Raw genomic sequence first — 24,732 nt, 5'->3', positions numbered from 1 at the left:
TCAAAGCTGCGCGTCGTCATCCAGTTCGCGCTGTGCCATCATGGCGGCGATGATTTCCGACATGAATTTGGTCTGACTGCCCGGCGTCATGCCCCCGACCCCAATCCGGCGCCCCATGCGCCACCACAGCCCCGGCCGCCATTCCCGTCGCTGCGCGGTCGCGGTCCGCAGCAAAAAGCCGTTCGAGGGCTTGAAGGCGAAAAAGCCGCGGTCGATGCCATCAATGTCGGAGGTCCGGGCGATCACCGTGCCATCACTGTCGCGCAGTACCGTCTCGGTCAGCTCGATCCTGTTGGCCGTCGCCACACGCATCCGCTGGGCCATCCACAAGGAGACCGCACCGAGCAAGAGCATGAACACCCGCCACTCGATGTTGGGCGACTGTGTCAGAGCCAAATACAGCATCATCACGCCGAGAACGAGTAGCGATCCCAAGCCTAACATGCGCCGCCCGCCGGAGGCGTAAACCGTGGCGAGAACTTCTTCGTTCGGATCAGCGGCAGTCGGCTGTCGAGGTGAATGGGTCATGGGGGCAAGGCTCCTGTTGCCTGCCTCCCCTAGCCGCTGTCCGGTCCGCTCACAAGACCCAGGCCTCACGCAAGGCGGCGCGGCTTCACCTCGTAACCGCGCTCTTCCGGCTCAACGCCGATAAGCTCCTGCGGGAAACCGTCTTCCAGAACGCGCAGGCCGGTCGCTTCTTCGCGGCGTTCGATCATTCGGTCGGTTTGCGCGCACAAGCCAAAGCGGTTCTGCCCATCGGTCATCGTTGCGATCATCAACGGGGAGGTTTCCGGCGGAACGGCCACACCGTCCGCACATCTCTGGAACAGGCCAATGTTCTTCTGGATCAGATCCACCGTCAAGTTCACATCGTGCGCCCTGCGCCTTCATCACTGTCAGCGTCAGCAGGTTGTCTGTGGCGAGGTGATTTGTCATCGCCTTGGGAACACTGGCGGTTCCCAAGTCCGACATGCGTGATCCAGCGGCCCATGTAGGTGAACGCCGGCAGCACGCGCTCGAACGTCGCGCGGTTGCAACTGGAGAATACGCTGACGGTTCCGGCATCCGCCAGACACCAGACAAACCACCGCCGCACCGCACGCACCGATCACCAGTGCCGCGCATACAAATCGCGGTCGCGTCAGTCGTCGACATCTCGATCCGTATCTTGCCTTCCGTAACGTGCGGCAGCATCGTCAAACCCGCGCCTTCTGCATCTTTGCACATGCGTGGTGCGGTACCTGACATTGCAGCCCACCACTGGCGCTCTTACGTTTCCAATATCCACAAAAACAGGAGGACACCCATGTCCCTCAGACCCACACTGGAAACCCGCGCTGCCGTACCCACGCTCGAAGGTGCGGGCGTAAAGCTGCACCGTGCCTTCGGTTTTCAGGACCCAAGCGAGCTTGACCCCTTCCTGCTGTTCGACGACTTTCGCAACAACAACCCCGCCGATTTCGAGAAGGGTTTTCCGTGGCATCCGCATCGCGGCATCGAAACCATCACCTACGTTCTCGAAGGGACGGTGGCGCATAGCGACAGTCTGGGCAATACCGGCACACTGGGCGCGGGCGACGTTCAGTGGATGACAGCCGGATCCGGTATCCTGCATCAGGAAATGCCGCACGGAAACGGCGCCGGGCAGATGCACGGATTTCAGCTGTGGGGCAATCTGCCGTCGCACCAGAAGATGACCGCGCCGCGCTATCAGGATGTGACCTGCGACGCCATTCCCGAGGTCATCGACGATGACGGTACCCGCGTTCGGGTGATCACCGGTGAATTCTGGGGCAAGACAGGTCCGATCGACGGCATCGCCGCCGATCCGCAGTATCTTGACGTGACGGTGCCCGCAGGTGTGCGCAAGACGTTCCGCATCGACACCTACCGCCGTGCCTTCGCCTATATCTTTCAGGGTGCAGGTGCCTTTGTCGATGCCAGCCGCCCGTCCGGTGTCTTGCTGGAAAAAGAAATCGGAGGTGAAGAGCTCAATATCCGCGACATGTCGGGCGACCGCACCCTCGTGCGCTTTGGCAGCGGTGATGAAGTGACGGTTCAGGCGGGGCCGGAAGGCCTGCGATTTCTGCTGATCTCCGGCGCGCCCATAGACGAGCCGGTCGCGTGGCATGGTCCGATCGTGATGAACACCCGCGCCGAAATCAGCCAGGCGGTTCAGGATCTCAAAAACGGCACTTTTATCAAGCCGGCCCACTGATCCGCAGGTCTTGCCCATTTCGAGCGGCGGCCGCTCAGCCGTCCGCCGCCACCCCGTTGCGGACAAGGTCCCAATATTGCCCCGTTATCTCGTCCAGCGACAGCCGGCCACCCGCTCGAAACCAGGTGTTTACGCCTGTCAGCATGGCAATGATTGCAAGTGTCGCGATCTTGGTGTCCTGAACCCTGAAATCACCAGACGCGACACCGTCGCGCAAGATCTGCTCCAGATGGTCTTCGTAACGGCGGCGCAGCTCCTCGATGCGGGCAAAGTTTACGTCCGTGAGATTGCGCAACTCCATATAGGCAATGAACACCGCTTCGCGGCGCGCATCATGGAACCGGATGTGGAACTCGACCAGCTTGCGCAGGCGGGTGCGCGGTTCGGCATCGCGGGTGTCGGGAACGGCGGCCAACAGCTCGGTCAGATGGCTTTGCATCAGATCGAACAGCAGACTTTGCTTGTCGGGCGTGTAGTTGTAAAGCGCCCCCGCCTGAACGCCCACCTCCGCCGCGATGGCGCGCATTGATACCGCAGCGTATCCGCCCTGTGCAAAAAGCCGCAGGGCCGCTGCGCGCACACGCGGGCCGGTGATGTCGGAATGTGATCCTGCGGTTCGGGCCATGGGCGAATTATCTGAACGGGCGTTCAAAAGTAAACCCCGCACCGATCGGCACGCGGGCGCGCAAGCCGCTTGCATGGAGCGGGTACGCTGGTGCACAACCATCGCCATGACACGCGCGCTCTTGTTCTTTTGCCTCGCCACCGCCGCCCTCGCGGGATGTGCCCAGTTTCCCCAGCTGGACCGCACGATCACGCCCGCGCTCGAAGCGGCGCCCTATCCCGATCTGGTACCGCTGGGCCCGGTTCTGGCGCGCGCGCAAGCCACCGGAGTCGATCCGGTGCGCGGCAACGCCGTGTTGGATGCGCGGGTGGCGGCGCTCAGGGCGCGCGCGGCACGGTTGCGCGGATCGGTCCTGACCGGGCGCGAAAGCCAGCGGTTGGCGCAAGGCCTGCACTAAGCGCGCCTGCCCGCGTTGCACGCTGCTGCGTAAAGAGCTACATCGCGCAAGAACCAATCAGATCATCCAAGAAGGAACCGCCCCATGTCACAACCACTTCGTCTCGGGATTGCAGGTTTGGGAACGGTCGGCGCAGGTGTTGTGCAGATCATCCGTCGTCAGGCCGCCCTGCTCGAGGCGCGGACCGGTCGCGCCGTGGTCATAAGCGCGGTAAGCGCGCGCAGCCGTGACAAGGATCGCGGCGTGAACCTGTCCTCTTATGACTGGGAATCAGACCCTGTCGCGCTGGCGAAACGTGAAGATGTCGACGTGTTCGTGGAGTTGATGGGCGGTGAGGATGGCCCCGCCAAGGCGGCGACCGAAGCGGCCCTTGCGCTGGGCAAGGACGTGGTGACAGCCAACAAGGCGATGCTGGCCATGCACGGACAGGCGTTGGCCGTAGCGGCGGAAGCCAGGGGATGTGTAATCAAATACGAGGCTGCCGTCGCGGGCGGCATTCCGGTGGTCAAAGTGCTGGGTGAAGGGCTTGCCGGTAACGAAATCACCCGCGTGATGGGGGTGATGAACGGCACCTGCAATTATATCCTGACGCACATGGAGGCGACGGGACAAGGCTACAATGCACTGTTCGCGGAGGCCGAGAAACTCGGCTATCTTGAAGCCGATCCAAACCTGGACGTCGGCGGCATTGACGCGGGTCACAAGCTGGCGATCCTGTCCTCGCTCGCCTTCGGGACGCAGGTGAACTTTGAGGGTATCGAGTTGGAAGGCATTCAGCGCGTCACCCTCGAAGACATTCGGGCGGCGGCGGACATGGGCTATAAGATCAAGTTGCTGGGTGTCGCGCAGATGACAGGGCGCGGGTTGGAGCAGCGGATGCAGCCGTGCCTCGTTCCCGATACCTCACCTTTGGGACAGCTGCAGGGCGGGACGAACATGATTGTGCTGGAAGGCGACGCGGTAGGTCAGATCGTGCTGCGCGGTGCCGGTGCGGGTGCGGGCCCTACAGCCAGTGCCGTGCTCTCCGATATCTGCGATATCGCGCGGGGCCATCGCGGCCCGGTCTTTGGCCAACCCGCCGCAACGCTGGACACGCCCATAGCGGCGCTCAGCAAACGACCCGCCGCCTATTACCTGCGCATGACACTCAAGGACAAGCCGGGTGCGCTTGCCAAGGTTGCTGCCGTGCTGGGCGAAGCAGGCGTGTCGATCGACCGGATGCGCCAGTATGGCCACGAAAACGACCAGGCCCCGGTACTGATCGTGACGCACAAGACGACACGGGTAGACATCGGTCACGCGCTTTCGGCGATGAAGACGACATCCGTCGTCGCTGGTGATCCCGTTGCCTTGCGGATCGAAGAGGTTTGATGCCTGCCGCCTTTCTCGGCGTCGCGCAGTCGCTCACCGGGCGCTGTTGGGTCGGTCCCGGGGTAGAGGTGACACGGGCGTCCGAATCGCTCCACCAGCAGACCCGCCTGCCGATGGCTGTGTGTCAGGTCTTGGCACGGCGCGGCGTCGCGGCGCAGGAGGCCGAAGCGTTTCTTGCCCCGTCGCTGCGTGATCTCTTGCCAGATCCACGCAGCCTACGGGATATGGAGAAAGCGTCGACCCGCTTTCTGACCGCCGTGCGGGAAAGGCAGCGGATCGCGGTTTTTGCGGATTACGACGTCGACGGCGGCAGCTCCGCCGCGCTGCTGCTGGTCTGGCTGCGGCAGATGGGCCGCGAAGCGACGTTGTACGTTCCGGACCGTATCGACGAGGGGTACGGCCCCAACGACGAAGCGATGGCCACCCTCGCCCGAGATCACGATCTGATCATCTGCGTCGATTGCGGCACCCTGTCTCATGGACCGATCGCGGCGGCGCAGGGCGCGGATGTCATCGTACTGGATCACCACCTCGGCGGTGAAACCTTGCCCGACTGTATGGCGGTCGTGAACCCGAACCGGCAGGACGAAGACGGCGCGCTGGCGCATCTTTGTGCCGCGGGTGTGGTTTTCCTGATGTTGGTGGAAGCAGGCCGGCAATTGCGCGAGGCACAGGTAAAGGGCCCCGACCTGATGGCGCTTCTCGATCTTGTTGCCCTTGCAACGGTCGCGGATGTCGCACCGCTGATCGGCGTGAACCGCGCCTTTGTGCGCCAAGGATTGCGCGTCATGGCGCGGCGTGAGCGTCCGGGACTTGTCGCCCTGTCGGACGTCGCGCGCATGGACACCACGCCCGCTGCTTATCATCTGGGCTTCATGCTGGGTCCGCGCATCAACGCGGGCGGGCGCGTGGGCAAGGCCGATCTGGGCGCGCGGTTGCTTGCGACGGACGATCCGCACGAGGCCGCGGCGCTGGCCGAGCGGCTTGATCAGCTCAACACTGAGCGGCGCGAGGTCGAGAACGCCGTGCGCGCAGCCGCGCTTGCCCAAGCCGAAGATCGCGGTACCGACGGGCCACTGGTCTGGGCTGCGGGACAGGGATGGCATCCTGGCGTCGTCGGCATCGTTGCGGCCCGCCTGAAAGAAGCCACAGGCCGCCCCGCCGTCGTGATCGGACTGGAAGACGGCATTGGCAAAGGCTCGGGCCGCTCTGTCTCAGGCATTGATCTGGGCGCACCGATCCAGCGGCTGGCGCGCGACGGGGTGTTGATAAAGGGCGGCGGACACAAGATGGCTGCCGGCCTGACGGTGGCGCAAGACAATCTTGACGCGGCCATGCAGGCGTTGGCTGATCTGTTGGAAAAGCAGGGCGCGCATCTCATGGGGCCTTCCGATCTGCGGCTGGACGGTTTGCTGATGCCGGATGCCGCGAACGTGGAGCTGACCGAACAGGTCGAATCGGCCGGCCCCTTCGGTGCAGGGGCCCCCGCGCCTCGCTATGTCTTCGCGGATATGCGCATTTTCTCCGCCCGCCGTGTCGGCGAACAGCACCTCAAGCTCGCCTTTGGCGACGGTCTGGGCGCACGTCTCGAAGCGATTTGCTTTGGTGCTTTCGATTCAGCACTGGGCCCGGCACTTGAACGTCACAACGGCGCCCATTTCCACCTGGCCGGCCGTCTCGACATCAACACGTGGCAAGGCCGACAGTCCGTTCAACTGCGTCTCGAAGACGCAGCACCCGCCTGAGATAAAAAACTGTAAAAGCCGAAATTTCATCTTGCACCGATCCCGGCTATTGCCTAGATAGGCGCTCACAAACAGTGGCCCGTTCGTCTATCGGTTAGGACGTCAGGTTTTCAACCTGAAAAGAGGGGTTCGACTCCCCTACGGGCTGCCACTTTTTTATGTACCATGCTGGTATTACTCACTTTTTTAGTGTTGATGTCCAACCCGACGGCAAGGTTGGAATAGTTTTGTTCCGTTCTCGTGTCGCTCAAACGTAATATTCCACTAGCACCGAATATCGAACGGTTCGCCTTTAGACGTATTTCGCCCTCAACTTGATGGCATCGTGTGCAAGGTATGCTGCGATTTCACATTCAGTGGCCCCGCGGTTGGCGAGGCGCGTGGCACCAGCCTTCCTGAATCCGCCATGTGCGGTCACGCTCGCTTCCAATGCGCGGCTGTGAGTTAATTTCCGCACGTTGTTGTCTTGAAGGCCAAACCGCCAGAATGGGTGCCAACAGAAACCGGTACTTGGGCAGGTGACAGAGCCCTGCCGCCAGCCTTGGAAGGATCGGCAAACTCGTCGTTACGTCAGTCTTTCCATGCGCATACCAGATGGTCCGATCAGTGATATCTGCCCAATCTATAAGCCCCGTTCCACCCCAAGGTGACCGGGCCCTTCAAGCCCGGCACTGAGTGAGTGGTGGCGTCGCAGGCTATGGAGGCAGTCTATATATTCGAAGGCTGCCATCCCGGTCTGCCGCCGTATCTCCCATGACCGACGTCAGACCCCCTCGGCTGTGAAAATGCCATTAAAGGAGCGGCATCAAACCGTGACAGGATCAAACCCCATGCACACGCGTAAGACGCTATTAATGAAAAACCTGTTACCATCAGTTACCGGATACCTCTAGGTATCCTGATCGAGGGACTATGCGACCAAGGACACCAGAGGTGATCACGGGTAGGCTCACCGTCAAGCGGCCTCGGCTCACGCGATACCTATGGTCCGCGAGCCGGGATGATCGTCGCGACCAATTGTTCTTTCACAACGAGCCTTTTCGGTTGTCAGTTCATCACCGCCCTGACAATCAATGAAGTGACCGCGGCCAAATAGATATCGCGCCCGTCAATGACGTAAACCTCGTCGCGACCGGGACGCCGCAGGCCGTGCCTTTTCCAGTCCTTCACGATTACAACCTTGTTGCGCTCCAAGCGGTGTCCGACCCTGTGCCGATGATGCTGCTTTGCAGGGACCTTGATGACCTTGCCATGGGCGCGACCGTGATGGACCCGCGACGGCTCGGCCGCGAGAGGTGCGGCACTCGTCAGGGCGATGAGGGCGATCAATCCGCTACCGATTAGATTTTTCATATGTCTCTCGTAGGTTTGTTCCATCGGGCTGATCGGCCCGAATTTTAAGTTTCACGCGCGAACCGCGTGTTTCCGTCGAACATTTCGGTCGCAGATCAAACAGGTTCTGCCCCGGCGTGTGGCTCCATCGCCTCCGCATTTTCGCGTTCCAAACGCTTGGACGCCATGCCGGGTTGCGCACCCCAGACGGTGATCCAGCGATAGAAAACGGGCGTCAGGAACAGGGTGAACACGGTGGCAAAACCAAGGCCACCGACAATCACCCAGCCTACGGCGATACGCGCTTCTGCGCCCGCGCCGGAGGTCAGGATCAGAGGCAGGCCGCCGAACACAGTCGAGACCATCGTCATCATCACCGGTCTGATCCGCAACCGAAGAGCGTCACGAATAGCGCTGTCGATGTCCTGCCCCGCCTCGCGCAACTGATTGGCGAATTCGACGATCAGGATGCCGTTCTTGGCCATGACGCCAATCAGCATGACAAGGCCGATCTGGCTGTAATAATTCAGCGATCCACCGGTCAGCGAGATCGCCATAAGGGCCGCCGCCAGCCCGAAGGGCACGGTTAGCATGATCACGATGGCGCTGGCGATGCTTTCGAACTGCGCCGCGAGGACCAGAAACACGACGATGAAGGCCACGCCGAACACCAGATACATGCTCGCCTGGCTATCGCTCAGACTGGCCGCTTCGCCGGTGAAAGTAATGCCCATACCATCCGGAAGCGCATCGGCTGCAATGGCCGAGAGCCGGATCATGGCGGTACCAAGATCGACCCCTTCGCCAAGGTTGGCCTGCGCCGAGACGGCCAGTGATCCGCCCTGGCGCTCGATCGAAGACTGACTGACGATCGGCATCAGCGTTGCCGCTGACGACAGCGGAACATAGGCCCCGCCGGGCAACCGCAAGGAAATGGATTCAAGGTCTGAGGGATCGTTGATGGGAGGGCCGCCTGGCAAGACGTTCACGTTGATTTCGGTATCGTCCTGGAACACTGTGACCGCGATATCGCCCTGCACCATCGCGCTCACGGTCCGCGTGATCTCGGCTTCGGTCAGGCCGAACACACTGGCCATGTCGGGATCGACACGCACCTCGAACTGGGCCTGCACAGAATCGCCCGACAGTTGAGGGTTAAGGAACGTGTCGTCCTGCGCCATCAACGCCACCAGATCGTCCGCGGCATCGGTCATCGCATCGACATCCTTGCCGGTGACGGCGAATTGCAGGCCATTTCCGGCCCCGCGGATGTTCAGGCTGTTGGTCGACCGGGCGCTGACCTGAACGCCGGGAACCGAGCCGAGCCGAACGGTGATTTCCGCGATGAGTTCGGATTGCGACCAGTCGCGGTCAGCCCAGTCAGGCAGGCGCACGATGATGAACGCATTGGTGCCGCCGCGGACGCCGATGATGCTTTGCACTGCGGCGATCTGCCCGTTCTCGCGGTAGGGCTGCAGGATGTCCTCCACCTGCGCGACTTGGGTATCGAGGTAGTCCAGCGTCGTATCGGGGGCGCCACGGGCCTGGATCAGGAAAAACCCGCGATCCTCGTCCGGCGTAATGCTGGAGGACAGGGTATTGGCGGCGCCCGCCGCAATGATGGCAAAACCGCCCGCGACGGCCAGTACGAGCAGCGGCGCGCGGATGGCATGGTCCATGACCTTGTCGAAGGTCCGCACTGCCCAACCGGGTCTGTCCAGCGCATTTGTCTTCGGGTTCGGTTTGCCGGGGTCGAAAAACGCGGCCATCACCGGTGCCAGCGTCAGCGCAGTGATCGACGACAGGGTGACGGCGAAGGCCAGCACGAAACCGAACTCACTGAACACGCCCCCCGCCTGACCCGGCAGGAACGAGATCGGGATGAACACGGCCGCCAGCGTCGCGGTCGTGGATATGACGGCAAAGAACACCTCGTTCGTGCCGGCGGCAGCAGCGGCAAAGGCCCCCATCCCCTGCTGGCGCTTGCGTACGATGTTCTCGATTACGACGATGGCGTCATCGACAACCATGCCCGTCGCCAGCACCAGCGCCAGAAGGCTGATGGTGTTGACGGAAAACCCGGTCAGCCAGATCGCCGCGATGGTGCCCACCAGTGCGATGGGGATCGTGACGGCAGGAATGATGGTCGCACGAGGAGAGCGCAGGAAGGCAAAGATCACCGCGATGACGATTATGGTGGCCAGCCCGATGGATTTGACCACCTCGTCTATCGACCCTTCGATGAAGGTCCCGTCATCCGATGCGACAATCAACTGCACACCGTCCGGCAAGTTCGTGCGCAGATCTTCGACTGCGGCGCCGACCTGTTTCGAAATAGACAGCGTGTTGCCGACCGATTGACGGGTGATATCAAGTCCGACAGCCATCTGCCCGTTGACACGGGTCAGCACGGCGCTTTCCTCGGGAACGACGCGTACAAAAGCCACGTCTGATACACGCGTATTAGCGTCAATGGGAACCTGGCCCACAGTATCCACTGTTACAGCCGCATTACCTACGCGCAGCGCGAGGGTTTGCGATGCCGACTCCAGCTTGCCGAGCGGCGTATCGTCGCGCAGCGCGGACAGCGCGGTCGAGACATCGAAAATCGTCAAGCCCCGACTGAGCAGCGCAGGCATATCCAGCGTCACGCGGAATTCATTGGCCCGGTTGCCGCGCACCGACACCTCGGCGATGCCGTCGATGGTCGACAGGCGGTCATAGATCTGACCTTCGGCCAGTGCCGTCAACTCGTCCAAGCTGGCATCGCCCAGAATGGCCAGGCGAATGATCGCATCCGCATTGCTGTCGCTTTTTGATACCGTCGGGTCCTCGTCCAGATCATCGGGAAGCCGCGACAGCGTGCCGGACACGATTTCGCGTGCCTCGTTGGCGGCGACGTTCACATCGGTGCCGTCGGACAGGTCGATGGTGATGCTGCTTGAGCCGGTGGAAGAGGACGATTCAATGTAGGACAGCCCCTCAAGCGCGCTCAATGCATCCTCAAGGACTTGCGTCACCTCGCGGTCGACCGTCGAGGGCACGGCTCCCTCATAGCTGGTGCGAACCGACAAGACTGGGCGATCGACGTCGGGCATCTCCCGGACATCGACCGAAACCAACGCGGCCAGACCTGCGATGAGGATCAGCAAATTGATGACAATGCCAAGAATCGGGCGCGAGACGAACAGCCCAGCCAGGCCTGATTTTCCTTTGGGCAAGGGCGTACTCATGTCGGCTCCTCCGAGCTGGGTTGTGTGCGCTGGCCGGAACCCGTGCTCTGCACGTTTTCATCGGTTTGACGTCTGCTTGATCGGGCGGCGGGTGCTTGCTCGCCTGCAGCGGGTCGTTCCTGCTTGTCTCTTGCGCCGCCGGGTGTGGAAATCTGTGCGCCGGGGCGAAGTTTTTGTGCGCCTTCTGTCACGACCATTGTGCCTTGGGCGATCTCGGCGTCGATCCAGACCATGTCGCCTTGGCGGAACAGAATTGTGACAGGCAGCTGTTCGGCAGTGCCGTCCGCGTCGATCCAGATGGCGGACCCCGCACGCGACCACGTGATTGCGGTCGCGGGCAAGGATGGCAATGGATCGCTTTCTTGCGTCAGGCGCACGGCAAAGGTCATGCCAGGCCACAACAGCCCGTCGGAGTTGTCGATCCGGGCCTTGACGGTCACGCTACGAGTGACGCTGTCGATCCGGCTATCATAGGATACGATTTCGCCCTTAAAAACCCGCCCAGTGAAGGTGGAAGTGCTCGCAAGAACGCTTTTCGCCTTTGCCAGCAGACCAATGGCGCGCTCGGGAAGCTCGAATTCGATTATCAGCGCATCGGATTGATCAATACTCGCGATAACGCTGTTGGCGGGCAGCATATCGCCGATTTCGACATCGCTCAGGCTCAGCCGCCCTTCGATCGGCGCGCGAATGGTACGGTCATCCAACGCGACCCGCGCCAGCCCGACCGCAGCCTCGGCCAGCCGCTGGTTCACACGGGCCTCGCTGAGGGCGACATCCGTGATTGTCGAATTCCCGCCGGCCTGAAGCCGCTCGTAACGGGACATCGTCTCGTTGGCCTGATCCAACTCGGCCTGTGCGATTTCAAGGTTCAGGGTCTGGGTGCGCGCGTCAAGCCGCAGCAGAACTTCGCCTGCCACCACGTCACGGTTCGCCACTAGGTCCGCCTCTACCACTTCACCTGCCGCGTCGGACACGACTTCAACGCTGCGCAAGGCGGATGCGGTGCCGATTGCGTTCAGAACGCTTTCATACGGTTGCAGTTCCAGCGGCTCGGACACGACGGTTGTCCCTGCGGAACCACCACCCGAACCGCGACGCCCGCCCGCCCGCGGTCCGCGTTCGGGCGCGGCTCCGGCTGGCGCTTCACGCGTACTCGTCGCATCCCCGGACGTCTGATCTCCGATCACGGCGGAAACCGAGGCGGGAAGGCCATAGGTCACCGCATAGGATCCGCCGAGGATTACGGTTGCGACAATCAGCGTCAGAAATTTGCGCATCTGGAAAAGCTCCCTAAGGTATTTTCAGCAACCCTGCTCGATACGGGGTCGGTCGATCATCCGGCGTGTGTGGCGCGCCACAGACGATGGCCTGCAAGATGCCGGGTCACGGCGGAGACTGACATAGCTCCGCCATATCCACGTCAGCCGCGGCGGCCCTCGCCTTTGTTGTCACGGCGGCCCCTGTCATCATGATCCAGCTTGCCATCGTTATTGCGGTCCATACGCTCGACAACATTGCCGAACCGGGCATCCATTTCGGCCTGGGTGATGACACCGTCGCCATCCTCGTCAAGCCTCTGGAAGGCGTTCACCATCCGGTTGCGCGTCAGGTCGAGATTGATCGATTCGAATTCATCCAACGAGATGTCACCCTCGCCAGATGTATCGGCACTCTCGACAAGGGCCGCACGGAACGTATCGATTTCGGCCTGCGTCACAGCGCCGTCGCCATCGGCGTCGGCCTTTTTCATGATCTGGCCCATGATCCCGCGGCCGCCGCGATGACCTTGACCCTTGCGAGAAGCCACGTCTGTGGCATCCGCTGCCTGTGTCGCGGCCTCTCTCTGAACGGGTGTCGTTTCAGACGCAGTCTGCGCAGTCGCAACTGTCAGCCCTGAAAGAAGGGCGGCCACGGCGATGAAGCTACCCGGGAGAAGTCTGGAATTCGTCATGTTGTTTCCTTGTCAGGTTCAGGTTTTCGGCAAAGCGTGCGTTGCCTTGGTGCCCTTCATCTAGCGGGTATTCGGTCAGAAGGTTTGTCAGCACCACTGCCGCTTTGTCGCCGTTTGTCGCAGGGCCGCAGTCTGATACATCTCGCGACAATTCAGGTCGAAAACAGCCTGTCATCCGGCTGATTAGTTAAGAGAAACGGGCGCATTTCAGGAAGCTAGAGGCGCAGAATGCGCCAGACGATCCACGCAATGACAGACCCATCGCGCCGCAGATATTGGTCGTCGACGACGCGCGCTATATTCGCGCGCCCCCTCGGGCAGTATCTCCGAATGCAAGGGTTTCGCATCCGCCCCGCCTCTCGTGCCGTCCGAGGTGTGGGCCGAGGCTACCGTTCACCTTGTCATTCTCGGCGTACTGATGCCGGGGGAGGACGGGGATGGAACTGGAGGCCGTAGATTACCTCGTCAAACTGTTCAATCTGAGAGAGTTGTTGCGCCGGTGCGTGCGAACCTGCGGCGCACATCGCCGGAATCCTTAAGCCCCCTAAGAGGGCGGCGTGCCTTCGCCGGTTGGACGCAGGACCCGGACCTCATGAAACTGCACAGCAACAATGGTCAGACCGCCGAGCTGACCACCGCCGAAAATCGGCGCCTCAGCGAGGCTTGGATGTGGCCGGTAGTGATTAAGGTCGGTACGCCACGCCGCAATGATAAAGCGGGTATGACGTAGGTTTCCGAACAGGTGTTCGTTCAAACACGCTTGCCGCATCCGGTCGTCGGAAGACATCATCAGCAAGGCCTCCAGATGCGCCGGTCGGCCGCTGCCGGGTCAGGCACCGCGCTGGAATGCAGTTTTCTTCCGGCACAGAAGACTATTAGTGAGAAGGTCTCTCCACAACAGTCGAGGGGGCGGATAGACTGCGTTATCGCAGGAAGCCGCGGAACCGTCGCAAGGCGAAGGCGAACATCGCGGATCCGATCACTGCCAGCGCCAGCAGCTGCGGCCAGACCACTGCGAGTCCCGCACCGCGGAACAACACGGCCTGTGCGAGCGCGATGAAATGGGTGTTGGGCGCCGCCAGCATGACGTATTGCACCATCTCGGGCATTGATTCCCGCGGCGTCATCCCCCCGGATAGGATTTCCAGCGGAAGCAGCACCAGAAGCAGCAGCATGGCGAATTGCGGCATCGACCCCGAGATCGTTGCCAAAAGGATTCCCAGCGAGGTGGTGGCGAACAGATGCAGCGCCACGCCTATGAGGAACAGCGTCACCGACCCCGCCACCGGGACCCCCAAAACCCCCTGCACCATGAAAGTCAGCGACAACCCCGCCGCCACCAGCACCACGCCGCCCATGCTGAGCACCTTGCTAGTCATGATCTCGGCCGCGCTGACCGGCATGACCAGCAGGTGCTCGACCGTGCCGTGCTCACGCTCCCGGATAAGCGCGGCACCCGACAGGATGATCGACAGCATTGTCACGGCGCTGATCACCGCCGTCAGCGCGCCGAACCAGCCTGGGTCCAGGGCGGGGTTGAATCGCGCACGCAACGCAAGATCGACGGGCACAACGGCCTCCTGCCCTGTCCAGCCGGCAATTTCCTGATTGACGATCGCCTGAACATAGCCCGCGCCGGTGAAGGCTTGGCTGATCCGTGTCGCATCGACGTTAAGTTGCAATTCGGGCCGTGCGCCCGCCACAAGGTCACTCTGGAAATCCAGCGGAATGACCAGCGAGAACGTATCTATGCCCGCATCCATGCGCGCATCCATCTCGGCCACATCAATCTGGTCGGGCGTCACGAAATAAGGGGGCAGGAATGCGTCTGCCACGCGCCGCGACAGGGGCGAGGCATCCTCGTCAACGATACCGATCGTCGCGCGGTTCAGCGTTTCGGGCATGGCGGTGGCGTGGGAATAGATGTCCAGGGTAAAGGCATACAACACCAACGCCAGAAGCAGCGGATCGCGCATCAGCCCGCGAAGCTCCTTGACCGCAAGGGACAGCACATGGCGGGGGCGCATCGTTCAGGCCTCCTGCTTGCGCACGAAAAACGACCCGAGCGCCACAAGCACCGGCACCAACAGGAGCATCGGCAGGAAGGATCCGGCCAGATCACCGAAATCCAGTGCCTTGCCGAAAACCCCGCGCGATATGGTGACGAAATGGCTGGTCGGGAACACTTCGCCAATGATGCGACCCATGCCTTCCAGCGATGAGACCGGATCAATGATACCGCCATACTGCGTGGCCGGGATCAGTGTCGCCAACGCGGTAAAGAACAGCGCCGTGACCTGGCTGCGGGTGAAGGCCGAAATCAGCAGGCCCAGCCCTGTCGCCAGGATGACATAGATCAGCGCCCCCGCCGAAAGCGCCAAAAGACTGCCCTTGACCGGTACCCCGAAGACGAACACCGCCAGCGCCAGCAGCAACAGGAAGTTGAGAAACCCCAGCACAACATAGGGTACCTGCTTGCCGAGCAGAAATTCCAGCCGCAGGGCCGGGGTGACATAGAGGTTCACGATGGAGCCTGTTTCTTTTTCGCGCGCGACGGACAGTACGGCAAGCATCGCCGGGATCAGCATCAGCAAGAGCGGGATCACCGCAGGCACCATCGCAGACAGGCTTTCGACATCGGGGTTGTAGCGATAGCGCATTTCCAGGCTATAGCTGCCGGCGACCGCGTCGTCGCCATAGACCTGACGCAGTTGATCGGTCAGCCAGTGAAGGTGCATCCCCTGGACATAGCCGCGCACCGTGTCCGCACGCATCGGCATGGCGCCATCGAACCAGGCACCAATCTCGACGGGCCGGCCGCGTTCGACATCTGCGGCAAACCCCGGCGGAATTTCCAGCGCCAAACTGATCTCGCCCGCGCGCATTCGCTGGTCGATGTCGGCATGATCAATCAGCGGTGGCTGTTCGTCGAAGTAACGCGACCCGGCCAGATCGTTGACATAGGACTGGCTGGCAATGGTCTGGTCGAAATCGAGCACCGCAAACTTGAGATCCTCGACATCCATCGAAATGCCGTATCCCAGTACGATCATGAGGATCACACTGCCAACGCTTGCGAGCGTCAGGCGGATCGGATCGCGGCGCAACTCCAGCGACTCGCGCCACGAAAAGCTCAGGAGTCGGGCAAGGCTGAACCGTCCGCGCCGCCGCCGTGGTGCGGCTGGCACCTCGGCGTCCAGATCCAATTCATCGGTAGCCTCAGGCTTGCCGCCCTCGCCTTGCGCGCGTTCCAGATGGTGGATGAAGGCATCGTTCAGCGTCGCCGCCCCGGCGCCTTCGCGAATGGCTTCGGGCGTGTCGCTGACAAGCACGCGGCCTTCATGCATCAGCGAAATCCGGTCGCATCGCGAGGCCTCGGACATGTAGTGCGTGGAGATAAAGATCGTCACACCGTCTTTTCGGGACAGATCCACCAGCGCCTGCCAGAAGATGTCGCGCGCCACCGGATCGACGCCCGAAGTCGGCTCATCCAGGATCAGCACCTCCGGGCGGTGGATCAGCGCCACGGCCAGCGACAATCTTTGACGGATCCCAAGCGGCAACCGCAGTGGAAGGCTGTCGAGAACCGCCTCAAGATCGAACCGCTCCGCAAGCTCGGCGATCCGCGGCACGATCTCGTCGGGCTCCATGTCGAATAGCCGCGCGTGAAGATCGAGGTTTTGACGAACCGTCAACTCGGAGTACAGCGAGAAGGACTGTGTCATGTAGCCGATGCGCTTGCGCGTGGCCATGTCGCGTGCATCAACCGTTCGGCCGTCGATCCGCGTGGTTCCCTCGGCAGGTTCCACAAGCCCGGTCAGCGCCTTCATCGTCGTCGTCTTGCCGCAACCGTTTGACCCCAGAAAGCCGAATATCTCACCCTTCCCGATGCGAAAGCTCACGTTCTTGACCGCTGCGAAGTCACCGAACCGGACGGTCAGGTTTTCGGCCTCTACGACGTAGCCGTCGTGCCCTGTGGGGTCACGCGGGGGAACGGTCAGATCGTGGTGACGGTCGCGCATTTCTGCGGGAAGAAGGGCTATGAAAGCCTCGTCAAGATCGGCGGCACCGGTCCGGTTCAGGATCTCGGCGGGGCTGCCGGTGGCAAGCACCTTGCCCTCGTCCATCGCAACAAGGTGATCGAACTCGGCGGCCTCCTCCAGATAGGCACTGGAGACAATCACGCTCATGCCGGGACGCGTCAGGCGGATGCGCGCGATCAGGGCCCAGAATTCACGCCGCGACAGCGGATCGACGCCCGTTGTAGGCTCGTCCAGGATCAGCAGATCGGGGTCATGGATCAACGCGCAGCACAGGCCCAGCTTTTGCTTCATGCCGCCCGAGAGCTTGGCCGCCGGGCGATCGGCAAAGGGTGCAAGATCAGTCGCATCCAGCAGATCGGCGATCCGCCTGTCGCGCTCGCCTCGGCTCTCGCCGAAAAGCCGGCCGAAGAAGTCCACATTCTCGCGTACTGAAAGCGTCGGATAAAGATTACGCCCCAGCCCCTGCGGCATATAGGCGATCCGGGGACAAATACGGGCGCGGTGGCCTGCGCGGCTCATGTCGCCGCCAAGTACGTCAAGCCGCCCTGCCTGCATCTTTCGCGCCCCGGCAATCAGCGCCAGGAGGCTGGATTTTCCCACCCCGTCAGGCCCGATCAGACCGACGATGCAGCCCGCCGGCAGGTCGATTGAAACCGCGTCAAGTGCCCGGACCTTGCCGTAGAGAAGCGAAAGCCCCTCTGTCCGCACCACAGGTCCGGCGGCCGTCATTCCAGCACCCTGCCGTCGGTGACCTCCGGCCAGGGCAGCGCGGGATCAAGGCGCACCCAAGCGACGCCGGGCAGACCGGTCTTTATGTAATCAAGGTATTTTGCCAGCAGTTCCGGCGCGATCCGCGCGCGGACCCGGAACATCAGCTTTTGGCGTTCGACTTCGGTCTCGACCGTTTTCGGGGTGAATTGTGCCACGTCCGACACGAATGAGACCTTGGCCGGAATGATAATGTCAGGTGCCGCGTCCAGGATCAGGCGCACCTCGGTCCCCGATCCGGCCCGCCCCGCCGCGGCGGTCTGCAGAAAGAACGTCATGTACACGTCGTTGAGATCGATCATGTTGATCACGCGTCCGCCTGCGCCTATGACTTCACCTGCTTGTGCTACGATGTATTGCACCCGTCCCGGGCGGGGCGCTTTCAGCGTGCTGTCCTCGATCTGGACATCGATCGCTTCGATCGTCGCAGTTGCCGCTGCCACCGCCGCCTCGGCCCCGACCACTGCCGCTTCGGCTGCGGACACTCCGATCTGCGCCGCCGTAAATTTCGCCTCGGCAGAGGCGACAGCGGCCTCGGCACCCAGCGCGTTCGATCGGTCGATGTCGAGTTGCCGCTCGGACGCGACACTGCTTCCCGCCAGCGCCTCAGAGCGGGCAAACTGGCGCTCTGCGGCATCAAGGGCGGATTGCTGCTGTGACAGAACCGCCTCGGCTGCACGTACTTCCGCCTGACGCTGCTGGATCATCAGTCGGGCGTTCTCGACCGCGATCTCTGAACGGCGCAGTTCCGCCTCTGCCTGGTGCCGGTTGGCTTTCAGCTGACGAACGTCAAGCGCGGCCAGCGGTTGCCCAGCCTCGACAAGCTCGCCCTCCCGCACCAGGATCGTTTCAATTCGTCCGGGAAGCTTCGAGGCCAAATCGATCTCAACCGCTTCGACACGCCCGTTGCCGCGCGCGAAACCCTCGGGAACCTCGCCATTGCCGTTTCCCTTCCAGAACAGGAAACCCAATACGGCGCCGACCACGGCAACCGCGATAAAAAGAAGATTTCTGGTATTTGTCATGTATTGCTCGATTACTGTTGCGGGTCGAATTTCGTTAGATCTTCGACCGATGACGCCACCAATAAACTTTCTGCTCACGGTCTTGTAAAGAAGCGGTCCTACTATTTCCGCCGGTTCGCAACCGGTCCAGGATTAATTTGCTTCCGATCGAATCCGCTAAATTGGATCAGCTTCGTTCAGGTTTCGGCCCTCTTTCGTCCGTTTGGCATAGTCCGTCGGGGTCATGCCAAAAAGACTTGTATGCGGTTGGTGGCGGTTGAAATCGGGACGTCATGTGGCCACAAGATTGCGGATATGGGGATGGCTGTCGAACGAAAGCTCGTTCAGGAATCCATCGCGCATCTTACCAGTTAGCTTTGCGCTGATTCGTTCGGAATGGCTTGCCCGGCGCGTTGTAGTGTCAGTCGATCTTGGCTTTTCCCTGCCATTTCCAGACCGCATTCGAAGCCAGTTCTACCCCGCAACCGCGAACTAGTATGCAGGGATATCCACGCAATTCGGCGAAGCGATCCAGTTCTTGGACGGCACGCACCTGACAGCTTCCGCCTATGGGCTTGGCCCTAGAAATCCCATCGGCGTCCGGGCCCACGTTTGCGTACAGTTGTCCATTCTTCACGATAAATCCGGGTAAGACCCCCGCAATCCAAAGACCAGCCTTTGCACCGGAGCGAAAGCTGCAAGCGTCCTTTTGGGGATCATGCTTCGCGCGATCCTACCGGTCAGCGATTGTCCGAACAGCCGACATCCCGAATATTAGTCTTTCGGCTTTTTGGCATCGGACACCTCTATGCGGCTAAAAGTCGCACACCATTCATAGATGTTCACATCGCCTGAACTATTCTGGCGTCATAGTCCTCTTCGCACGAAACCCACACTGGTGCATTATTGAAATCCCGCAATTTTGTTCTTCCGTGCATCTTGATCGCTTAATCGTCTGTTTCTTCGGTTCAAGAACAGACCATCCTTAAACGCCGAACACGTCTGGCGAACCGGTCAAATCTCGCCCGTTGACAGTGCGATGGTTTGATCATAATTCAAGTATAATAGCAGCACATACTTCGTCCTCCCGTGCTGCCACCTTATTTTCCTTACCATATGGCAGTATCGCGTTTGACCATTCAGCGTTTTTGCAGGCTAACGTATTAGCGCAGAAACAGATTGTTTCGAAAATTCCCCGTAAAATGTGTCGAAAATCTGTTATCTAATAGGCAATACGCAGGCAGCATTTTGTTCGTCATGCGATCTGAACCCGATGTACCATTACACGCGGGTGTGAAGTGACATAGAGCCGGTAACGGCTCTATGCCGATGACGACCGAAAAGATGCGTCGATGCTGCCACTCGATCCGTCCGCCGAACAGACTGCACAAAAAACGGCAATATATAGTCTGCCGTGTGCCTTGCCATTTGAGAGTATGAACCCTGGGGGGGTTTGGACCATGAAGAAATTTGATGCCGACCAGCCGGGATACGGTCTAGCACGTCTCGCGGCGGCCGGCGGTGATCTGGGCGCACATCTGACACTCGTTCGGGCGGCCGAGTTGGGACACTCGCCGGTCGCATCCGATGTGCCGCGTTCCATCTACCGCAATGGCGGCAAGCGGGCCCTTGAAGTGCTGCTTATTGTAATGGGCCTTCCGTTTTTCCTGCCTATAGTGGTGGTCGCCGCGCTGGCGCTATGGATCGAGGGCGGCAACCCGTTCTATCGCCAGGCCCGGCTTGGACGCGACGGTACACGATTTTCGATTCTCAAGCTGCGCACGATGACACGCGATGCCGATGACGTTCTGGAAACCTATCTGTCTATTGATCCAGAGTTGCGCCGGGAATGGGACGAAAAGCAGAAACTGCACGACGATCCCCGCGTCACGCCCATCGGTGCAATTCTACGGTCCACATCACTGGACGAACTACCGCAACTTTGGAACGTGTTGACCGGCGAAATGAGCTTGATCGGCCCGCGCCCGATGATGCCCGAGCAGCTGGCAATGTACGGCGCACCGGCGCATTACTTTGCACTGCGTCCCGGTATTACGGGTCTTTGGCAAGTCTCGGCCCGCAACGAGAACCGTTTTTCATTCCGCAATGAAGTGGATGCAGAATACGACCTCAGCCTGTCACTCAAGTCCGATGTATCGATTATCTTCAAGACCGTGGGCGTGATGTTACGCCGTACGGGATGTTGATCTGTGCAGATCGTATACTTTGAAATAAATCTTGCATGTCTTATCTTCAGACCATGTCTGTAACCCGAAAGTCCAATCCAATGAAGGATACTTACACGCCCAAATCCGAATGCGATGCGGCCTCGGAAAATGACCGCATGGTGCCTGCGGGTGGCAGCTTTACACGTCCCCGCCGCTTCTTTGCGACACGCGAGGACGCGACACCGCAATACGTCTCACCAGAAGACGTGATACGGCCAGAGGATATTTCCATGATCGTCGATCCGCGTGGAAGGGTCGTGGACATCCCCTCTGACACGGGGACGTCGCGCATCTCTCACCACCGCGATCTCTGGGATCTGCTACATGTGCAGTCGCCGGGCACTGATCAGCACATTCTCGAAGGCAGCCAGGCGGCGGAAGATTTCCGCGCAACCGACGTATCGCGGGCCTTTGATCTCTTGCGGACGCGCCTGCGCCAGACCGTCGGGCAACACGGCTGGACCAACATCGCCGTCGCGTCACCGACCGCCGGGTGCGGCAATACATTCACCGCCGCCAACCTCGCAGCCAGTCTGGCCCGCGTCCCCTCTTCGCGCACTGTCTTGATGGATCTGAACATGCGCGCACCCGGCCTTGCCACAGCGCTGGACATCTCCGTACCGGCGTCGGGTGGTAACACGCGTGACTTTCTCGAAGGTGACATCGCCATCAGCGACTTTTTCGTGCGCATCGGCGAGACGCTGGCACTTGGCCTGAACGACGCCATGGAACACGACGCGGCAGAGATATTGCAGAATCCCGCAACCGCGCGCAGCCTTGCCGCGATGCGCGAGGCACTGCGCCCCGATATCGTGCTCTACGATATGCCTCCCCTGCTCGGTTACGACGACACCTCCGCTTTTCTGCCGCAGCTTGACGGTGTTCTGCTGGTTTCCGATGGCACCCAGACAATGGCAAAGCACCTTGCCGAATGCGAGCGGATGCTCGACGGCCAGGTTCCGCTTCTCGGCGTGATCCTGAACCGGGCCCGCGCCTCCAGCATCCCGCGGTATTGAACCAAACCCTTCCGGCATCGCTTTGCTTCCGATAGGGGCTGTCATACTATAGCCAAGATTCCCCGATAACAGCGTCCGGTACCGGTTCAACGGCATTTCGGCATGATGCCACGCCAACGGCCGGACGGCATGACAAGGGACAGGAACAGAATGGGTCCGATTTATACCTTGCAGGATTTCCTGGACATGACACGACGGCGTTTGCCGCTGATCCTGACCGTGATCATCCTTGGCTGCGTCGGCTCCTATTTCTGGGCCCTGAGCTATGTCCATGTGTACCGCTCTTCCGAAGTGATTCAGGTGGAACAGCCGATGATCAACGATGATCTCGCGCGCTCGACTGTCGAAGGTTCCTCGGCCCGGCGATTGCAGTTGATCCAACAGCAATTGATGGCCCGTGACAGCCTAGCGTCGATGATCGAGAAATTCGGCCTCTACACAAATCTCGATGCACTCACACCCAGCGAGAAAGTGGACCTGCTGCGCCGCTCGGTCAGCATCAACGGCGTCGCTGCTGCGCGCGAAGGTGTCTCGGACGACGGCACAATTTCGGTTCTGACGATCACCGCCGAAATGGAAGGCGCAAGGCTTGCCCGCGATGTGACGCATGAATTCGGCCTGCGCACCCGTGCTCTGATGGCGGCGCAACGTCAGAAACAAACCGCTCAGACACTTGCCTTTTTTCAGCAACAGGAAAATGCACTGATCGAGGAGATTGCCGGTCTTGAAGCGGAGCTGGCGACTTTTCGCAAGCAGAACGATATTACCGTAGAAGGCGGCGTCGAATTCCGTCTCGCGGAGATTGCACAGCTTAATGTGAGTATCCTGGAACTGGACCGTGGCATCATCGCAGCACAGCTCGCGCGCACGCAGATCGACCGCAGCGCCCGCGCCGCAACCGTCGCCCGGCAGGAGCAGGATCTCGACGCACAGCTTCAGACCCTGACGGAACAACGCGCCTTGCTTGACCAGCGCCGCACCGCGCTGCGTGAAACCATCCAAAGCTCACCCGAGGTCCAGCGCGCGCTGGACAATTTTGAGCGCAGGCGGGAACAGCTGCAAGCCCAGCTGGAGGTGGTCTCGACCCGCCGCAACGAGGCACAGGTCGGATTCTCGCTTGAAAGCGAGGCGCAAGGGGAGCGGCTGGCGATCCTCGAAGAGGCACGGATACCCGATTATCCCATCACGATGAGCCGCAAGAAACGTGCGATCCTGGGGGCCGCAGCCTTTGTTGCACTCGCGTTTCTTCTCGCTTGGCTATTGGAGTTGCGCCGACCGATCATACGGTCGGCCCGCCAGATGGAGCGCGAAACCGGCGTGGTTCCTGTGGTCTCGATTCCGGAGCTTTCACCGAAATATCAAAGCTCAAATTGGCGCAGGATGCGGGAAAAAAGGCGCGCCGACGGTCAGGCAGGCCGCGCTGCACGCATCGCACGTCACTCCTGAGATCACCCGGCGGCCAGCGCCACCAGCACGTCCTGGTGCAACCAAAGCGCCAGACACGCAACAAGCGCCGCGATTCCCCCCGTCAACACGTCGTGACGCAAGTCCCAGACCTCGTGCACCCGCGCCAACCAGACCACCGCAGCGTGGGTCAACAGCTGCGCGAGCCCCATTCCGACCAGCGCACCGATCAGGCCGAAACCGATCACGCCGACCACGAGAAAACTGATCTGCAGAACAGCACGCGTCGCGGTCACGATGAAGAAACGCCGCGAATCCCCGGCCGCAAGCGCCGCCTGATCGTAGGTCAGGCCGATGACCTGGGGCGCCAGAGCCAGCGCCAGCAGCGTCACCATCGCACCTGCCTGCGCATACCGCACGTCATACATTACCCCCACCAGCCAAGGCCCGGCCAGCGCCATGCCAAGCAGGAGCACGAGGATCACCCCGCTCAGGCCGTAGCGCAAGCTGGCGATCTTGCGTGTTTGATGTTTGGCATCGCGGTACACCGGGATCATCACACGCCCCGTAACACCGGCACCCAGCAGCAATGGGAAACTCGCAAGGAAAAAGCCGATGTTATAAACGCCAAGCGTTTCGAGACTGAGGTATTTGCCAAGCACCGCCTTGTCGCCCTGTGAGGCGAAGAACCAGAAAACCGTGCTGAGAAACACCCATTTGCCAAAACCGACAAGTTCGGCAAACGCCCGGCGCTCGAACCGGAACCGGTTGGACGCGCCCGGCAATCCCGTCCACGTCAGCGCCAGCTTGGCCAACGCGGCGATGACCCCGCCCACCACAAGCGCCGCTACGGACTGCCACCACCACGCCAGCGCGATCATGGCCAGGATTCCGATCAGTTGCGAAGCGAGATCCAGCAGCGTCAGCCGCCCCATCAACAGGTGCCGATGCGCCGTCTCGATCCGCGTCGGGTTGAACCCCGACACCAGCAGGGCCAAGGCGGCGATCGGCAGGTAAAGCTTTAATTCGGGGGCGCTGTAGAACCCGGACAGCGGCGCCGCGAGGCCGCTGGCAATGAGCCACAGGCAGAGCCCGCGCACCACCTGTATGCTCCAAGCGGTATTCAGGAAATCGGGATCGTCGCCCCTTTTGCTTTGTGCGATTGAGGGGGCGATGCCGACATCCGAGAATAACATCAACCCGACCGTCACAAGACTGATCAACGCCATCAGGCCAAAAGCTTCCGGGTATAATATCCGTGTCAGTATCAGGTTCGAGCCAAGCCGAAGCCCCTGCGATGCACCATATCCCAGCATGATCCACGATGTGCTGCGCAGCACCCGCGCCATCAGTCCGGTGTCGCCCAGATGCTGCAAAAGACCACCCATTCGCCG

18 protein-coding genes, 1 tRNA gene and 1 pseudogene are annotated in these 24,732 nt (G+C 61.0%); 8 read left to right on the top strand and 12 right to left on the bottom strand.

What is annotated here, in order from left to right; translation table 11 throughout:
* Both Q1A06_RS00820 and Q1A06_RS00815 read right to left on the bottom strand, forming a co-directional pair.
* Entirely contained in the window at window positions 1–528 is a 528-nt protein-coding gene (locus Q1A06_RS00820) for a hypothetical protein (RefSeq protein ID WP_299557693.1), read from the bottom strand.
* A 65-nt stretch (window positions 529–593) separates the two neighbouring features.
* On the bottom strand, window positions 594–869 hold the full coding sequence (locus tag Q1A06_RS00815) for a hypothetical protein (RefSeq protein WP_299557691.1): 276 nt from the start codon (window positions 867–869) through the stop codon (window positions 594–596).
* Window positions 870–1,306: 437 nt separating this feature from the next.
* Between Q1A06_RS00815 and Q1A06_RS00810 the strand changes: the two genes are divergently transcribed.
* Window positions 1,307–2,218 carry a pirin family protein gene (locus tag Q1A06_RS00810; RefSeq protein WP_299557689.1) on the top strand — a complete coding sequence of 304 codons (912 nt, stop codon included), beginning with the start codon at window positions 1,307–1,309 and terminating at the stop codon, window positions 2,216–2,218.
* A 34-nt stretch (window positions 2,219–2,252) separates the two neighbouring features.
* Here Q1A06_RS00810 and Q1A06_RS00805 read toward each other — a convergent pair whose 3' ends face one another.
* Window positions 2,253–2,843 carry a TetR/AcrR family transcriptional regulator gene (locus tag Q1A06_RS00805; RefSeq protein ID WP_299557687.1) on the bottom strand — a complete coding sequence of 197 codons (591 nt, stop codon included), beginning with the start codon at window positions 2,841–2,843 and terminating at the stop codon, window positions 2,253–2,255.
* Between Q1A06_RS00805 and Q1A06_RS00800 the strand changes: the two genes are divergently transcribed.
* The 4 genes from Q1A06_RS00800 (at window position 2,842) to Q1A06_RS00785 (ending at window position 6,507) form a co-directional block, all read left to right on the top strand.
* A complete protein-coding gene (locus Q1A06_RS00800) occupies window positions 2,842–3,240 on the top strand; it encodes a hypothetical protein (protein WP_299557685.1) in 399 nt (132 codons plus the stop codon). The genes Q1A06_RS00805 and Q1A06_RS00800 overlap by 2 nt on opposite strands.
* Before the next feature lie 84 nt (window positions 3,241–3,324).
* Entirely contained in the window at window positions 3,325–4,611 is a 1,287-nt protein-coding gene (locus Q1A06_RS00795; RefSeq protein WP_299557683.1) for a homoserine dehydrogenase, read from the top strand.
* Complete coding sequence (gene recJ / locus Q1A06_RS00790; protein WP_299557681.1) at window positions 4,611–6,356, top strand: single-stranded-DNA-specific exonuclease RecJ; 1,746 nt, start codon at window positions 4,611–4,613, stop codon at window positions 6,354–6,356. The genes Q1A06_RS00795 and recJ overlap by 1 nt, the downstream gene beginning before the upstream one ends.
* A gap of 76 nt (window positions 6,357–6,432) precedes the next feature.
* Window positions 6,433–6,507 (top strand) — tRNA-Glu (locus tag Q1A06_RS00785).
* 896 nt (window positions 6,508–7,403) lie between these two features.
* Here Q1A06_RS00785 and Q1A06_RS00780 read toward each other — a convergent pair.
* From Q1A06_RS00780 to Q1A06_RS00745, 8 genes and pseudogenes are all read right to left on the bottom strand, one after another.
* Window positions 7,404–7,709, bottom strand: a complete 306-nt coding sequence (locus tag Q1A06_RS00780; RefSeq protein ID WP_299557680.1) for an RcnB family protein — start codon at window positions 7,707–7,709, stop codon at window positions 7,404–7,406.
* 95 nt (window positions 7,710–7,804) lie between these two features.
* Window positions 7,805–10,921, bottom strand: coding sequence for an efflux RND transporter permease subunit (locus Q1A06_RS00775; RefSeq protein WP_299557678.1), 3,117 nt, complete (start codon window positions 10,919–10,921; stop codon window positions 7,805–7,807).
* A complete protein-coding gene (locus Q1A06_RS00770; protein WP_299557676.1) occupies window positions 10,918–12,201 on the bottom strand; it encodes an efflux RND transporter periplasmic adaptor subunit in 1,284 nt (427 codons plus the stop codon). The genes Q1A06_RS00775 and Q1A06_RS00770 overlap by 4 nt, the downstream gene beginning before the upstream one ends.
* A gap of 143 nt (window positions 12,202–12,344) precedes the next feature.
* Complete coding sequence (locus tag Q1A06_RS00765; protein ID WP_299557675.1) at window positions 12,345–12,875, bottom strand: hypothetical protein; 531 nt, start codon at window positions 12,873–12,875, stop codon at window positions 12,345–12,347.
* A gap of 658 nt (window positions 12,876–13,533) precedes the next feature.
* Window positions 13,534–13,695, bottom strand: a pseudogene (locus Q1A06_RS00760) (integrase core domain-containing protein); the annotation flags it as partial.
* Window positions 13,696–13,798: 103 nt separating this feature from the next.
* Window positions 13,799–14,902, bottom strand: a complete 1,104-nt coding sequence (locus Q1A06_RS00755) for an ABC transporter permease (RefSeq protein WP_299557673.1) — start codon at window positions 14,900–14,902, stop codon at window positions 13,799–13,801.
* A 3-nt stretch (window positions 14,903–14,905) separates the two neighbouring features.
* Window positions 14,906–17,647: a ribosome-associated ATPase/putative transporter RbbA gene (gene rbbA, locus Q1A06_RS00750; RefSeq protein ID WP_299557671.1), complete on the bottom strand. Its 2,742-nt coding sequence runs from the start codon at window positions 17,645–17,647 to the stop codon at window positions 14,906–14,908.
* On the bottom strand, window positions 17,644–18,711 hold the full coding sequence (locus Q1A06_RS00745; protein WP_299557669.1) for an HlyD family efflux transporter periplasmic adaptor subunit: 1,068 nt from the start codon (window positions 18,709–18,711) through the stop codon (window positions 17,644–17,646). The genes rbbA and Q1A06_RS00745 overlap by 4 nt, the downstream gene beginning before the upstream one ends.
* A gap of 1,439 nt (window positions 18,712–20,150) precedes the next feature.
* Between Q1A06_RS00745 and Q1A06_RS00740 the strand changes: the two genes are divergently transcribed.
* The 3 genes from Q1A06_RS00740 (at window position 20,151) to Q1A06_RS00730 (ending at window position 23,380) form a co-directional block, all read left to right on the top strand.
* Window positions 20,151–20,897: a sugar transferase gene (locus tag Q1A06_RS00740; protein WP_299557668.1), complete on the top strand. Its 747-nt coding sequence runs from the start codon at window positions 20,151–20,153 to the stop codon at window positions 20,895–20,897.
* A gap of 53 nt (window positions 20,898–20,950) precedes the next feature.
* Window positions 20,951–21,934, top strand: coding sequence for a CpsD/CapB family tyrosine-protein kinase (locus Q1A06_RS00735; RefSeq protein WP_299557666.1), 984 nt, complete (start codon window positions 20,951–20,953; stop codon window positions 21,932–21,934).
* Window positions 21,935–22,120: 186 nt separating this feature from the next.
* Window positions 22,121–23,380, top strand: coding sequence for a DUF874 domain-containing protein (locus Q1A06_RS00730; RefSeq protein ID WP_299557664.1), 1,260 nt, complete (start codon window positions 22,121–22,123; stop codon window positions 23,378–23,380).
* A gap of 2 nt (window positions 23,381–23,382) precedes the next feature.
* Here the strand turns inward: Q1A06_RS00730 and Q1A06_RS00725 are convergent, their stop codons facing one another.
* Window positions 23,383–24,726, bottom strand: a complete 1,344-nt coding sequence (locus tag Q1A06_RS00725; protein WP_299557662.1) for an oligosaccharide flippase family protein — start codon at window positions 24,724–24,726, stop codon at window positions 23,383–23,385.
* Window positions 24,727–24,732: the final 6 nt, after the last annotated feature.

It is taken from the genome of uncultured Sulfitobacter sp. (genome assembly GCF_947497275.1).
Lineage (GTDB): Bacteria > Pseudomonadota > Alphaproteobacteria > Rhodobacterales > Rhodobacteraceae > Sulfitobacter.
This window is presented reverse-complemented; position numbering and strand designations above follow the sequence as displayed.

Excerpts from the sequence above, each read along its gene's own strand:
- Q1A06_RS00820 (WP_299557693.1), bottom strand. The coding sequence starts at position 528 with ATGACCCATTCACCTCGACAGCCGACTGCCGCTGATCCGAACGAAGAA.
- Q1A06_RS00810 (WP_299557689.1), top strand. The coding sequence starts at position 1,307 with ATGTCCCTCAGACCCACACTGGAAACCCGCGCTGCCGTACCCACGCTC.
- Q1A06_RS00800 (WP_299557685.1), top strand. The coding sequence starts at position 2,842 with ATGGGCGAATTATCTGAACGGGCGTTCAAAAGTAAACCCCGCACCGAT.
- Q1A06_RS00805 (WP_299557687.1), bottom strand. The coding sequence starts at position 2,843 with ATGGCCCGAACCGCAGGATCACATTCCGACATCACCGGCCCGCGTGTG.
- Q1A06_RS00795 (WP_299557683.1), top strand. The coding sequence starts at position 3,325 with ATGTCACAACCACTTCGTCTCGGGATTGCAGGTTTGGGAACGGTCGGC.
- recJ (WP_299557681.1), top strand. The coding sequence starts at position 4,611 with ATGCCTGCCGCCTTTCTCGGCGTCGCGCAGTCGCTCACCGGGCGCTGT.
- Q1A06_RS00780 (WP_299557680.1), bottom strand. The coding sequence starts at position 7,709 with ATGAAAAATCTAATCGGTAGCGGATTGATCGCCCTCATCGCCCTGACG.
- Q1A06_RS00775 (WP_299557678.1), bottom strand. The coding sequence starts at position 10,921 with ATGAGTACGCCCTTGCCCAAAGGAAAATCAGGCCTGGCTGGGCTGTTC.
- Q1A06_RS00770 (WP_299557676.1), bottom strand. The coding sequence starts at position 12,201 with ATGCGCAAATTTCTGACGCTGATTGTCGCAACCGTAATCCTCGGCGGA.
- Q1A06_RS00765 (WP_299557675.1), bottom strand. The coding sequence starts at position 12,875 with ATGACGAATTCCAGACTTCTCCCGGGTAGCTTCATCGCCGTGGCCGCC.
- Q1A06_RS00755 (WP_299557673.1), bottom strand. The coding sequence starts at position 14,902 with ATGCGCCCCCGCCATGTGCTGTCCCTTGCGGTCAAGGAGCTTCGCGGG.
- rbbA (WP_299557671.1), bottom strand. The coding sequence starts at position 17,647 with ATGACGGCCGCCGGACCTGTGGTGCGGACAGAGGGGCTTTCGCTTCTC.
- Q1A06_RS00745 (WP_299557669.1), bottom strand. The coding sequence starts at position 18,711 with ATGACAAATACCAGAAATCTTCTTTTTATCGCGGTTGCCGTGGTCGGC.
- Q1A06_RS00740 (WP_299557668.1), top strand. The coding sequence starts at position 20,151 with ATGAAGAAATTTGATGCCGACCAGCCGGGATACGGTCTAGCACGTCTC.
- Q1A06_RS00735 (WP_299557666.1), top strand. The coding sequence starts at position 20,951 with ATGTCTGTAACCCGAAAGTCCAATCCAATGAAGGATACTTACACGCCC.
- Q1A06_RS00730 (WP_299557664.1), top strand. The coding sequence starts at position 22,121 with ATGACACGACGGCGTTTGCCGCTGATCCTGACCGTGATCATCCTTGGC.
- Q1A06_RS00725 (WP_299557662.1), bottom strand. The coding sequence starts at position 24,726 with ATGGGTGGTCTTTTGCAGCATCTGGGCGACACCGGACTGATGGCGCGG.